Below are 12262 nucleotides of genomic sequence, written 5' to 3'. Positions count from 1 at the left end.
GGCTGTTTTTAGAAAAACAGCCCGAAAACAGGAATGTCAGAAAATGAAAGTTATTGGAAGGGTTGGGTTAAAACGTAAGCGGAGGGCTCATTTCAATTTCCCAATCTGCCCTGATCTCATAGATTTCCGGGTGAAGGATGACTGGTTCGGGTTGCCTTCTTTGGCTTAATAAGCCGTTATCCCATTTTCCGTTGCCATTGGTGTCAACCAGTACCCGTACCTGGTATTTAGCTGGCACCAGGTTTTCCCATAAAACAGTTTTTACGTTTCTGGCCTCCCTGACCACCTTGTTCTCCCGGAGCAGCTGAATGGTGTAGTTTTTTTCAGTGGTGCTGGTGACTACTTTTAAGCTACCGGTATTGGTCTTTTTGATCACTTGTAGCTTAGTGGTGGCACTGGCATACGGTGCCCCAATGAACGGTACTATTTTGGTGGTGTCAATGCTGAGGCTGATTTCACGGGTTGCCTGCAAGGGCAGTAGTAGAGTGGCCTCTGTCTGGTTTTTGTTCCACCTTAATTGTTTTGCGTCTGTAGTGGTTACTGTGGTGGTGGTGTCAAAGACGAGTGTTACGGCTCCCGCCGGATTAATAACTTTGGTAGGAAGCTCAAATCTCAGTTTTAACGTGTCTGTGGCCTTTACTGCGGTTCCGTTCAGCACTTCAAAGCTTTTGATGGTTCTGGGTGCTGCTTTCCCAGACAAACGGGTGGTGACTGTATCTGTTCTTTGAATAGAGGCGCTGTCTGTGGCCAGGAACAGCCATTTCTGCTCTTCTGCCACTACCGGGTAGACCCTCACGGTCTTCCCGTTTTCAGTCAAAGTCCATCTTGCCTCACTGGGGGTTGGCTCAATGCTGGTTATTTGTACGTAGGTGAGGCCTTCTGCATACTCTACTTCATACACATTGGTAAAACTTCTTTTGGTGATTACCCGGGGCGGTGTGATGTCTTGGGTATGCAAGATCATGTTGAGCTCATCTACGGCCGGTTGTACCACAATGGAGTCTGAGGCATATGCTATCAGTTCACTTTCATTGTCATACCTGAGGTTATTGTTGGTTTCTGACAGCGCATAGATGTAATAGTTGCCAACTTTTATGTTCCTGAAGCTGAAGGTACCTGTAGAATCTGCTGTGGTCACATACAGAGGCCGCCCGTTTCTGATCTGAGCGGTGTCCCTGGTTGGGTACAGCAGTACGTTCACGTCTTTTGGGACAGTGGCGCTATACAAGGCTTTTACCGTGCCGCTTACTCTCCCTGAATCTAGCTGGCTACCGGTACTAAAGGTAATGACCACGCTTTTTGCTAAATTTTTCTCTGTGACATCTGCTATGCTGTTTCTGAAGTTAAGGCTGTAGGTGGTGTTTTCCTCCCAGGGTTGCGTGAACTCCAGCTCCAGGGTGCCGTCTTTTATCTTCTCTTTGAAGGTGGCCTCTGTATAAGGGGCCACAATGAGCTGGCGGTAAAGATCAATGGTTTGTATGGCTTCATTGAAAGTTAAGACAATGGTTTTAGGCTTTACGTTGGTTTGGCCGTCTTTTGGGTTGGTGCTGAGTAATTTTGGAGCCGTGACATCTTTGGGTCCACCAGAGGGACTCCCAATGTTGGCGCACCCGGTTATCATGAGGAGTGAAACCCAATACACTGCGTTTTTGAGCTGTTTTTTCATTTTTGGCGGTAAAATGGAAATGACCTTATAGTAGCGCTATAAGGTCATTTTTATTTTGTGTGATCGTCTTTTATTTTTTCTGGGCAATAAAGATCTGGCTTGAATAGGAGTTTCCGTTTTTGGCCCCGTGCAGGTTAGACCTGAAACCGGTGAAGAAAGAATCCAGCATCTTGGTTTGCCCGTGCTTGTACTTCTCACTCAGGATGCTCACGTAGTAAGAATCCCACTTCATGGGGAGAACTTCCTTTAGATCCAGCTTGTGCTTTTTCAGAAGCTTCTGCATGCTGGCTTTGTTGAAGTGGTACAAATGCCGGGGAACATCATACGCTGCCCAATCTGCTCCATACTTTTTGGCGTCATATGAATCTGCATTAGGTACGGCAATGACTAAATGTCCCCCTTTTTTGGTTGCCCGCACCAATTCTTTGAGCGTTTCATTTAATGTGTGTACGTGCTCCAACACATGCCAAAGCGTAATCACCTCAAAAGTTTCCTCAGCCAGATTCTGCAGCGGGCCTTGAACCAAGGGTTTCCCAATTTTTTCTTCTGTCTGTTTTCTGGCCTGTTCATTTGGCTCTATGCCTTCTACCTCCCAACCCTGTTTTTGGCACGCCTGCAGGAAATACCCCACCCCGCAACCGTAGTCCAGGATTTTGCCTTTGTTGCCCAAACGGTTTACCAGATCTACTTTGGTTTTTACTGCCATGGACCTGACCAGTCGGTAGGTTTTGTTCAGTAGACCTTTGCTGGTATCTGAGTGTGAAATATAGGCTTCAGAGGCATAGTATGGACCAATGCTTCCTTCTTCTGGCCGCGGATTTGTGAACTTGAGCTGGCAGTTGGTACACTGCACAATGACAAAGCTCTCCTGGCTCACACTCTTGTCTTGTACTACTAGAAAATTCTTAAAATCTGTTTTTGAACAAATGGGGCAATGGTCTAGCCGTTCGTAGCTCATTCTATTTTCCTAAGTATACCATCAGGATGGAGATATCTGCGGGAGACACGCCACTGATGCGCGATGCTTGTCCTAAGGTTTCTGGCTGTACTTTCAGCAGTTTCTCACGGGCTTCGTTTGAAAGCGCGGTGATAGCTTTGTAGTCCAGCCGGTCTTTAATGCGGTAATTTTCCAGCTCCTCCATCTTAGAGGCCATCTGATTTTCTTTGTCAATATAGCTCGCATATTTCAAAAGAATAACCGCCTGCTCTAAACTTTCTGGCAAATACTTGCTCAGGTACAGGTTCAGGCTTTCTGAAGATTGCAGCAGATGCTCCAGATCAACGTTTGGCCGCTTTAACAGATTACCGGCTTTGGCTCTTTCACTTATGGGGGCAGAGTTCAGCGAAAGGAGCATGGCGTTCACTTCTTCTGGCTCTATTCCCTTTTGCTGCAGATACGTCAGTACTTCCTGGGTTTCCTGTTTCTTGCGGTTTACCTTTTGCAGCCGCTCCTCAGAGGCCAAGCCCAATTGGAAGCCTTTTTCTGTTAGCCTAAGGTCAGCGTTGTCCTGGCGTAACAAGATGCGGTGCTCTGCCCGTGAGGTAAACATGCGGTAAGGCTCATTAGTGCCTTTGTTTACTAGGTCATCAATCAAAACACCAATGTATGCCTCTGATCTTTTCAGAACAAACGGTTCTGCGTTATGCACCTTGTTATGGGCGTTAATTCCCGCCATAAGGCCTTGGCACGCCGCTTCTTCATAACCTGTAGTACCATTAATCTGCCCCGCAAAATAGAGGTTTTCCACCAGCTTTGTTTCCAGAGTCAGGTTTAACTGGGTGGGCGGGAAGAAGTCATATTCAATGGCGTAACCAGGTCTGAACATTTTAGCATTCTCAAACCCCTGGATTTCTCTCAGTGCTTTGAACTGCACATCTTCTGGCAAGGAGCTGGAGAAGCCATTCACATACACTTCAACTGTGTTCCATCCCTCTGGTTCTACAAAAATTTGGTGACGGTCGCGTTCCGCGAAGCGGTTGATCTTGTCTTCAATGGATGGGCAGTACCGCGGACCCAACCCCTGGATTCTACCCTGGAACATGGGTGATTGCTCAAAACCCGTTTTGAGAATCTCATGCACCTTTGTATTGGTATAGGTAATGTAGCAGCTTCTCTGGTTGCCCAGTGCCGGAGTATCTGTATAGGAGAATTTTGATGGGTTTTCATCTCCCTTCTGTTCTTCCATAACCTCATAGTTCAGGCTACGGCCGTCTACCCTGGGGGGAGTACCGGTTTTCATACGGCCTGCCTCAAACCCTAGCTGCACCAGTTGCTCAGTAATTCCTTTGGCTGCTTTTTCAGCGGCTCTACCGCCACCTAATTGCTTTTCACCAATATGGATAATGCCGTTCAAGAAGGTTCCGTTCGTTAACACAACGGCTTTGGCCCGTATCTCCAGACCCAAACTTGTCTTCACCCCTACTGCCCTGCCACCTTCTACTATTATCTCTGACACCATTTCCTGCCAGAAATCTACGTTAGGTGTCTGTTCCAGCGCCAGTCTCCATTCCTCTGCAAACCGCATGCGGTCACTTTGGGCCCGGGGGCTCCACATGGCGGGACCTTTAGACATATTAAGCATTCTGAACTGGATCATAGTCTTGTCTGTAATGATCCCGCTCATTCCACCCAAGGCATCTACTTCTCTTACAATTTGCCCTTTGGCTACGCCCCCCATAGCTGGGTTGCATGACATTTGGGCAATGGTGTTCATGTTCATGGTTACGAGTAATACTTTCGATCCCATGGTGGCGGCCGCATGTGCAGCTTCACATCCGGCATGTCCCGCCCCTACTACTATTACATCATAACTTGTGAACATGGTGTGGATTACTTTGATGTTTCACGTGAAACATTGTTGATAAGTGAGGTAAAACTATACAGTCTGGTGTTTACAACCTGCGTAGTTGTAAACACGCATCTTCTTTAGAACGCATTATAATTTGGTTTTCTTCGCCTTTATCTTCAAATCCAAGCAGATGAAGAAGGCCGTGGACCATAACCCGGTGAAGTTCTTCTTCTGGTGAAATGTGGAAAGAGGCAGCGTTGTCAACAATGCGGTCTATACTAATGAAAACATCACCTTCAATAACTCCCTCTACATCGGAATTATCAAAGGTGATGACATCAGTGAGTGTATCATGATCTAAGTATTCTACATTCATCTGATGAAGATATTCGTCAGAACAAAAAATGTAGTTCAAAGATTCTAACTCGAAGGAATAATTTTCTATTATTTCAAAAAGCCACTCTTTAACTCTTTGCTCGTTCTTTACCTCAAACTCTACGTCTTCAGCAAAAAACTCAATGGGCAACTCAGGCATTGGCAATATTGAAGGTTAACGATACGGTGCGGCCGTCATTGCTGAAAGAAACATCATCACAGAGGTTACGCATTAAGAAGATGCCTCTCCCGCCTGGGTTCTCCAGATTTTCTGGGGCGGTTGGATCAGACAATGATTCAGGGTCAAACCCGTTTCCTTCATCTTCTACTTCAAACCGCAGTTGGTTGGGCTCTACAAAAAGAGAAAGATAAACGTTTTTATCCTTATCAAACTTGTTACCATGTCTAATGGCGTTGTTGACAGATTCCGTAACAGCAACCATAATGTTGCCATAGATGTCGTCTTCAATCTGGAATTTCTCACGCGAGTTGTCAATGAAGCTCTCCACGATCCTGATATTCTCAATGATGGACGGAATCTGAATTTTTACTTGATTCATAATATGTTTACTATATCTGAAATGTCTGCAAATCTAATAACCTAATTGCTTAAAATAAGCATCTACTTGCTTTTTATAATAAGGAGTTAAAGCCGGTAGGTTCTGACGGAGCGATTCTGTCTGCTGTTTCTGCCGTTCCTGGTACTTCTGCAATGAAGGTGGAATGCGGGCAGGCAACTCCTTAGCCGTATTCGCTTCCCTTTTTTCATCCAGGTCCCGTTCATTGGCGGCTTTTTCAGCCTGCAGCAATCTAGTCAAAATCTCTTTCTGCCGCATCATTGTCTGCTCCGTGAGACGTTTATTAACGAGATCAGTTTCGGTTTGTTCCATGAGCTTGCCCAAATTGCTGAGATTCTCCCCTGCTTCTTTGCTGCCCGGCGCCGTAGAGGGCGGCGCCAGCTCTTTCATGGCATTGCGCAGCATTTCCTGCTGCGCCGCCAATTTGGCCAGCTGCTCAGACAGCGCTTTGCCGCTTTGCCCGCTTTTTTGCAACTGCTGTATCTGCTCATTCAGTTGCTGCTGCATCTGCCCCATCATACTTTGGCCTTTGCCGTTTTTGCCTTTGCCTTTCTTTTTGCCGGGTCCGCTCTGCTGCGCCGCCATCATAGCCTGTTGCATCTGCTTTTGCACATCACTGAGCATGAGGGCGAGGTTGTTCATAGACGTCATGGCTAACTGCTGGTGGGTTCCCGTTTTACCCAGATTACGGTCTTTGATGGACTCAGAGCTTTTGCGCATCTCCTCCTCCATGGCACCCACTTCTCTGGTCACAAAAGACTGTATCTGCATTACGCGTTTGGCCAGGGAAAGTAAACTGTCTTCAATGATTTTGGCATCATCAGACAGTTTAAGCTGCTGTTGCGCCATAGAAATGAAACGGGGGTCGCTCTGCTGCACGTTTCTAAAGTCTTTCATCAGCTTCTCCTGACCGAAGGATAGAGTTACCAGGTTCTCCAGAATGTCCCGCAGGTGGTCTAAGTTCTGTTGCATCTGCTGCATGTCTGCGCTGGCTTCTTGGCTCTGCATCTGCTGTGACATTTTCTGCATTTTCTGGGCGGCAGATTTCTGCTGTTGGCTGGCTTTCTGGTTCTGCCCTTTCTGCAGTGATTCCTGCGCCCCTTCCTGCTCCTGTTCTATCTGCTCTTGCAGCTGCTCAGTCTCTGGCATGTCTTCAGGGTGCTCCAACTGCTCGTTCAGTTTTTCAGCCTCTTTGAGGTCTTCCTGCATTTGCTTAAACTGCTCCTGTAGGTTCTTCTGCTCCTGTTGCAGGTTTTGGTCAGCCTTGTTTTTCTGGTCAGCCGTTTTCATGGCCAGGTCTTCCTGTTTCTTGGCCAGATCTTCTAGCTTCTGCATGGCGTTGTCCAGCTTCTGTTCTACCTGCAGCTGCTTGAACATTTCCAGCAGCCGGTCCAGCTCTTTCTGCAGGTTTTCCTCTTTGTTGTTGAGTTTGTCCAGCAACGGCTGAATTTGCGCGGGGTCTGGCTGTTTCTGCTGCAGGAGCTTCTCCAGTTCCTGGTACAGTTTTTTGGTTTCCTCATCCAGCAGCTGGTCCATCATCTTCTGGAGCTGGTCGCGTTTCTCGGCTAGTTTTTCGTTTTTAGGCGAAAACTGGTCCTGCTGCTGGTTCAGCTGCTCATTCATTTTCTTGAGCGCCTCCAGGTCTTCCTGCAGGGCTTTCTTCTTCTCAGCCAGTTCCTGCAGCGCCTTTTTGTCCTGGTAAGAAAGCTCCCGCTTGAGCTTGGTCTTCTCTTCGTTCTGTTCCAGTGATTTCTTGAGTTCCTCTGCCTTGTTGAGCGAAGACTTCATCTGTGACTGCACCTGCTGAGACGTCTGCTCAATTGATTTCTGCAGTTCAGCCGGGTCTGGGTATTTAAAGGTGAACGTAGACGTGCGGGCGCTCTTAGGTTGCGGCACCTGGTCATTGTCAGCCACCTGCACAAAATATTCAAGCTTGTCACCGGGTTGCAGGTTGAACTGCTTCAGGTTGAGCTGGTGGAAATAAGACTGGGTGGGCAGGGAGCCATTAAATGGAATTGAAACCGTTTTGTAGCCTGTGCTACCGTTATTGCCTTTGAGCACTCGGTAATGCAGCGCCAGACGGCTAAAACCGTAATCATCTGAAATGGTTCCCCCTACCACCAGGTAGGAATACATCACTGAATCCCGGAACTGCTCTAAGGTTATCTCAGGGGCCCGGTCTGGGATCACCATGATCTGGTAAGAGATCTGTTCTTTGTTGCTGGAGTACCGGTTGCGCAGGTGCATGCTGTAACGCTGGCTTTGCATGAACGTCTTGTTCACTACATATTCCTCGTCTTGCAATTGCGCTTTCACCTTTTGGGCGGGAGCCTCAAACTGTAACCAAAGCGAGTCTGCGTTCTCTGCCGCCAGATGCCATGTCACCTGGGTGCCTTCAGGCACGGTAAAATCGCCGGTGTTGGTCACGGTCTCTGCGGGTTTGCGCAGGTAAGCGGGGTATTTAAGCTCTGCCCGCAACTGCCGTAACGCCGGACGTGCCACCACCCGCAAATGGTTGGTTTTAGAATAAAAACCCGCTCCGGTTAACTGAAAGTCTACTGACTCCTGCACCTTCTGGAACTCATGCACATACGTGTTGCCCTTCTCCCTCTTCAGCGGGATTTCCCTCCCGTCAAGAACCAACGCTACTTCTTCGGGCACTGAATTGCCTTCAATAGATACTTTCAGTTGAAAATCCTCTCCTTTAAAAGCCTGCAGCAACTCATTTTGAATTTGAAACTTAAACGGTGCCTCTGGGGAGTAATGGGTCTTAAAGTTGATAATGCGTTCGGTGCCCTGCACAAACAGCGTGGGGTAAATGAACGCCAGCACCAGCACCAGGACCAAGGGCAGCAGCAGGTACTTGAAGTAAGATTTGTTCTGGGTAAGCTTTATCCTTTCAGGGAACTGGTAGGTGGCCAGTTCTTCTGAGCGCTGCTCTACGCTGGCCGCCACCAGCTCATTGGTCAGGGCCACGTTCTTAAGCTGGAGCAGGTTCAGGAGCCGGTCCTGGATCTCGGGGAAATATTGGGCCACCTGCCGGGCCGCCTGCTCATCTGAGAGCAGCTTTTTCAGGTTGGCCAACGCCAGTAGCGGTGTCCAGAGCCATCTTACCACCGCAAACGCGCTAATGGCCAGAAACGAAAACAAGAGAAATGCCCGCACCTCTGGCTGGAAATAAAAATAATACTCCAGCAGCGTGATAAGCAGGAAAGAAGACAGCACCAGCCCCGTTGCCAATAATGCTCCCTTTACCAGCAGGTTCAGATAAAACTTGCGCTTGAACGCCTGAAGCTGCTCTAATACAGTCTGTAATGATCCGGCAGCCCGCATACTTTGTAATTGATTAAAGAAAAGTAGCCCCTACAGCCTCTCAGATAAGATTCTGGAGCACTGTTTCACTATACCCATACGTATTTGATCTGTAGAGTATTAACTCTTAGGCTTACTAATTTATTGTTAATTCTCTGATTTGACCAAAGTGCCACCTGTTTTTGGCCTGTTTTCAGGAAAATAAGCCAAAAAACAGAAACAGAGAGGGAAAATAAGATTAGAAAAGAAGGCCCCGCAGCTACTCCCTCCCGTGCACCTGAAAGGATTTGATAGTTGAACAGGTAAAAGAAGAAAGCAAAGAGAAGTAAGGCGCCTTTCCTGCCACTGCTGTTCTTTGATTGGTACACTGGCTATAGCTTTTCTTGTCTCTGGCGCAAGTACCTGCCTTTGCGGATAGAAGATGTGTATAAGATAGATTCAAACTGCAGGTTCAAGTCTTGCACATGCAGACGCTGGCGCCAGACAGATAAATTCTTCTCAACAGGTTTGAAGCTAAGCGCAGAGACAGTAACCTTTAAAGTCTTCTTCAATAGTACTGATAACGCTTTATATCGAGCAGGAGTAGAGACCAGTAATTATTTATCTAACTTCTCCACAAGATTCTTCAGCCGTACAGGCATGTAGATATAAAGACAAAGAGTACATAGTTTGTCTTGCTGAAAAGAATCTTAGTAATGAACGGGAATAGTGTCCAATAAATTTGTTTCTAAAGTTTTCCACCTAAATTCTTATAAACTATCAGAGAAAATAAATTTTAAAGTAGTAGTAGACAAATGTTTATGTTCTGAAGTAAGTGTAGAATGGCTCAATTATAATTTGAACATCTGTTGATAGTAAAGTGAGGTATGAACAACAAAAAGCCGTGTTTTCAGCCTGTTTTTGAGAAAACAGGCCGAAAACACGGCTTTGGAAAATAAGATATCTTAGGCCTCTACCGGGTGCATCTCCAGCAGCACCGGGCAATGGTCAGAATGCTTGGCTTCGGGTAGAATAGCGGCCCGTTTCATGAGCGGCTTCAGGTGCTCAGAAACCAGCAGGTAATCAATGCGCCAGCCCAAGTTCTTCTCCCGTACATTAAAACGGTAGCTCCACCAGGTGTAATGATGAGGTTCTGGGTTGAAGTGCCGGAAGGAATCAATGTACCCGTCTTGCAAAAAGCCGCTGAACCAGTTGCGTTCCTCCGGCAGGAAACCAGAACTGTTGGCATTGGCCTTGGGGTTGTGGATATCTATGGCCTGGTGGCAGATGTTATAGTCACCGCAAATCACTAAACCTTCTACAGAGTTCTTCAATTCCCGAATGTACTGTTGAAAATCGCGCAGCCATTCCATCTTGAACGCCTGCCGATGCTCGCCACTGGAGCCAGAGGGCATGTACACGTTCAGCACAGAATACCCGTTGTAGTCGGCTCTGATTACCCTTCCCTCCTGGTCATACTGGTCAATGCCACAGCCAATGCAGACATTCTTAGGCTCTACCTTTGAAAGGATGGCCACGCCGCTGTAGCCTTTCTTGATGGCGGGGTGCAGGTACACGTGGTAGCCAAGTTCCTCAAAGGGGGCTTTGTCAAACTTGGTTACGTCTGCTTTGATTTCCTGCAGGCACAGCACGTCTGGGTTGGCAGCCCTTACCCAGTCAACAAACCCTTTTGTGACGGCCGCTCTTATGCCGTTAACATTATAACTGATGATTTTCATTTGTTCATTTGATCAAAATACTCCAGCGCGTGCCACTTGAGCATTCGCTCCTGCTCTTTTAAATTACAGGCCGGCAGCGGTTTCACAGACTTCCAGTGAGGCCATCCCTCCTGATCAAGTCCTTCCAGTTCATAATAGCCAGACAGGCTGAGCAATTTGCAGGTGGCAATGTGCATGAGATCCTGTTTCTGTTCTTTGGTGAACTCCTGCACCCCCTGCCCTAGCTCCTGCACGCCAATCAGAAATAAAATGGCATTCAAATCTGGCTTCTTCCCAAAAATGCTCTTTATCTCCTGCCGCAGCGCCGCCCACCGGACATCAAAATCTTCTTCGTTCTCCATGGGGGAAATGAATGTGTGGCTGTTAACATGACCAAAAGCAGTGAACTGCAACAGTTTGCTCTATATAGTGCCGGGTAACAGCCAGATAATCAATAGTTTAATTTGTTCTTCTGAATCAGGGAAAGATGATCTGCCTGAAAGCTCAGAAAGAGGTAAGACCTAAACCGTGGGTAAGATCCTCTTCTTTACAAAGCCGTTGCCTATTTCCCTTTCCTGATACTTCCGTTTTCGGGCTGTTTTGATAAAAACAGGCCTAAAACGGAAGTAAAGTGAGAACAACAGAGTTAGGCATTTTCGTTCTTTAACTCTTCCCAATATTCCACGGCTCTCCTGAAATGGGGGATCACAATAGAACCGCCAATCAGGTTGGCGATGGAGAAAATCTCATATACCTCTTCATCAGTGAGGCCGCACTCAAAGCATTTGCCCAAATGGTATTTGATGCAGTCATCGCAACGGAGCACCATGGAGCAGGCCAGGCCCAGCATTTCCTTGGTCTTCACATCTAAGGCGCCTTCAGCGTAGGCGTTGGTGTCCAGGTTGAAAAAGCGCTTGATTACTTTATTATCCGCGGCCATGATTTTTTCATTCATGCGGGTGCGGTAGTCGTTGAATTCTTTTACTAGGCTCATTGTTGTCACAAATTAGATAGGGCGATGTCTGCCTACTGTAAAGTTACACCAAAATCTGCACTTGTTTTTATGCAGCTGTTGACTTCAAGCTTTCGCACGTTATACCAGGATTTTCTGGCGTTGCTTTTCCCGGAGGAATGCCAGGCGTGTGCCGGCGAGCTGGCTATGGGCGAAGAAGTGATCTGTAGCCACTGCCGGATCAAGCTGCCGTACACCAATTTCCACCTCTGCCCTACTGACAATGCCGTGCACCAGGTTTTCTGGGGAAGGGTGCCTGTCCAACTGGCGGTGGCGTACCTGAAATTTCAGGAGAAAAGCCGGGTGCAGCGGCTATTGCACCAGCTCAAGTACCGTGGGCAGGAAGAAGTGGGGGAAGTTTTGGGAAGGTGGTTAGGAAAGAACATGCAGGAGCACGGGGCTTTCCAGCGCATTGAGGTGGTGGTTCCTATCCCGTTGCACAAGCAGAAACTGCAGCAGCGGGGCTATAACCAGGTGGCGGCCTTTGCCAAAGAAATTGCGCAGGCGCTAGAGGTGCCGGTAGCAGAGCAGGCTTTGCAAAAGAAAAGGAGCACCGGCACGCAAACCAAGAAAAACCGGTTATCCCGTTGGGAAGCCATGCGGGAGTTGTATGCCCTCCTGAACCCTGCTGCCATCAAGGGGAAACATGTATTGCTTGTAGATGATGTCATCACCACCGGAGCCACGCTTGAGGCTTGTGCCAATGTCTTGTTAAGCGGTGGGGCAAGTACGGTAAGTGTGGCGGCTATTGCGTATACTTTGTAGGTGTCCCTGTGATATCTGGGAACCTTAATAAATAAAAAAGGAGCCGTTTAACGGCTCCTTTTTCTATA

The 12262-nt window shown here is 47.6% G+C and carries 10 protein-coding genes; 1 reads left to right on the top strand and 9 read right to left on the bottom strand.

The window, feature by feature from the left end; genetic code table 11:
- Positions 1 to 67: 67 nt before the first annotated feature.
- The 9 genes from A8O25_RS01715 to A8O25_RS01670 all read right to left on the bottom strand — a co-directional run bounded on the left by A8O25_RS01715 (position 68) and on the right by A8O25_RS01670 (position 11411).
- The gene (locus tag A8O25_RS01715; protein ID WP_066829898.1) at positions 68 to 1666 is read right to left on the bottom strand and encodes an Ig-like domain-containing domain; all 1599 of its coding nucleotides are present in this window, start codon (positions 1664 to 1666) and stop codon (positions 68 to 70) included.
- A 70-nt stretch (positions 1667 to 1736) separates the two neighbouring features.
- Positions 1737 to 2624: a class I SAM-dependent methyltransferase gene (locus tag A8O25_RS01710; protein ID WP_066829895.1), complete on the bottom strand. Its 888-nt coding sequence runs from the start codon at positions 2622 to 2624 to the stop codon at positions 1737 to 1739.
- Between the two features lies 1 nt (position 2625).
- Complete coding sequence (mnmG, locus tag A8O25_RS01705) at positions 2626 to 4488, bottom strand: tRNA uridine-5-carboxymethylaminomethyl(34) synthesis enzyme MnmG (protein ID WP_066829893.1); 1863 nt, start codon at positions 4486 to 4488, stop codon at positions 2626 to 2628.
- 70 nt (positions 4489 to 4558) lie between these two features.
- Entirely contained in the window at positions 4559 to 4990 is a 432-nt protein-coding gene (ybeY, locus tag A8O25_RS01700; RefSeq protein WP_066829890.1) for an rRNA maturation RNase YbeY, read from the bottom strand.
- Positions 4983 to 5390, bottom strand: a complete 408-nt coding sequence (locus A8O25_RS01695; RefSeq protein WP_066829887.1) for an ATP-binding protein — start codon at positions 5388 to 5390, stop codon at positions 4983 to 4985. Before A8O25_RS01695 ends, ybeY begins: the two co-directional genes overlap by 8 nt.
- Positions 5391 to 5423: 33 nt before the next feature.
- Positions 5424 to 8741: a DUF4175 family protein gene (locus A8O25_RS01690; protein ID WP_066829884.1), complete on the bottom strand. Its 3318-nt coding sequence runs from the start codon at positions 8739 to 8741 to the stop codon at positions 5424 to 5426.
- A 923-nt stretch (positions 8742 to 9664) separates the two neighbouring features.
- The gene (locus A8O25_RS01680; RefSeq protein WP_066829879.1) at positions 9665 to 10438 is read right to left on the bottom strand and encodes an exodeoxyribonuclease III; all 774 of its coding nucleotides are present in this window, start codon (positions 10436 to 10438) and stop codon (positions 9665 to 9667) included.
- A complete protein-coding gene (locus A8O25_RS01675) occupies positions 10435 to 10779 on the bottom strand; it encodes a hypothetical protein (protein ID WP_066829942.1) in 345 nt (114 codons plus the stop codon). Before A8O25_RS01675 ends, A8O25_RS01680 begins: the two co-directional genes overlap by 4 nt.
- Positions 10780 to 11063: 284 nt before the next feature.
- Positions 11064 to 11411 carry a carboxymuconolactone decarboxylase family protein gene (locus A8O25_RS01670; protein WP_066829877.1) on the bottom strand — a complete coding sequence of 116 codons (348 nt, stop codon included), beginning with the start codon at positions 11409 to 11411 and terminating at the stop codon, positions 11064 to 11066.
- Positions 11412 to 11489: 78 nt separating this feature from the next.
- Here A8O25_RS01670 and A8O25_RS01665 point away from each other — a divergent pair, with 78 nt between their 5' ends.
- Positions 11490 to 12194 (top strand): ComF family protein, encoded by a 705-nt coding sequence (locus A8O25_RS01665; protein WP_241498907.1) that lies wholly within the window; start codon positions 11490 to 11492, stop codon positions 12192 to 12194.
- Positions 12195 to 12262: the final 68 nt, after the last annotated feature.

It is taken from the genome of Rufibacter ruber, assembly GCF_001647275.1.
Classification (GTDB): domain Bacteria; phylum Bacteroidota; class Bacteroidia; order Cytophagales; family Hymenobacteraceae; genus Nibribacter; species Nibribacter ruber_C.
The sequence above is the reverse complement of the archived record's forward strand: the minus strand, read 5'-3'. Positions and strand labels throughout refer to the sequence as shown.

What these genes read in the sequence shown, in the direction of transcription:
- mnmG (WP_066829893.1), bottom strand. Translation starts at nt 4,488, where the DNA reads ATGTTCACAAGTTATGATGTAATAGTAGTAGGGGCGGGACATGCCGGA.
- A8O25_RS01710 (WP_066829895.1), bottom strand. Translation starts at nt 2,624, where the DNA reads ATGAGCTACGAACGGCTAGACCATTGCCCCATTTGTTCAAAAACAGAT.
- A8O25_RS01715 (WP_066829898.1), bottom strand. Translation starts at nt 1,666, where the DNA reads ATGAAAAAACAGCTCAAAAACGCAGTGTATTGGGTTTCACTCCTCATG.
- ybeY (WP_066829890.1), bottom strand. Translation starts at nt 4,990, where the DNA reads ATGCCTGAGTTGCCCATTGAGTTTTTTGCTGAAGACGTAGAGTTTGAG.
- A8O25_RS01690 (WP_066829884.1), bottom strand. Translation starts at nt 8,741, where the DNA reads ATGCGGGCTGCCGGATCATTACAGACTGTATTAGAGCAGCTTCAGGCG.
- A8O25_RS01695 (WP_066829887.1), bottom strand. Translation starts at nt 5,390, where the DNA reads ATGAATCAAGTAAAAATTCAGATTCCGTCCATCATTGAGAATATCAGG.
- A8O25_RS01675 (WP_066829942.1), bottom strand. Translation starts at nt 10,779, where the DNA reads ATGGAGAACGAAGAAGATTTTGATGTCCGGTGGGCGGCGCTGCGGCAG.
- A8O25_RS01670 (WP_066829877.1), bottom strand. Translation starts at nt 11,411, where the DNA reads ATGAGCCTAGTAAAAGAATTCAACGACTACCGCACCCGCATGAATGAA.
- A8O25_RS01680 (WP_066829879.1), bottom strand. Translation starts at nt 10,438, where the DNA reads ATGAAAATCATCAGTTATAATGTTAACGGCATAAGAGCGGCCGTCACA.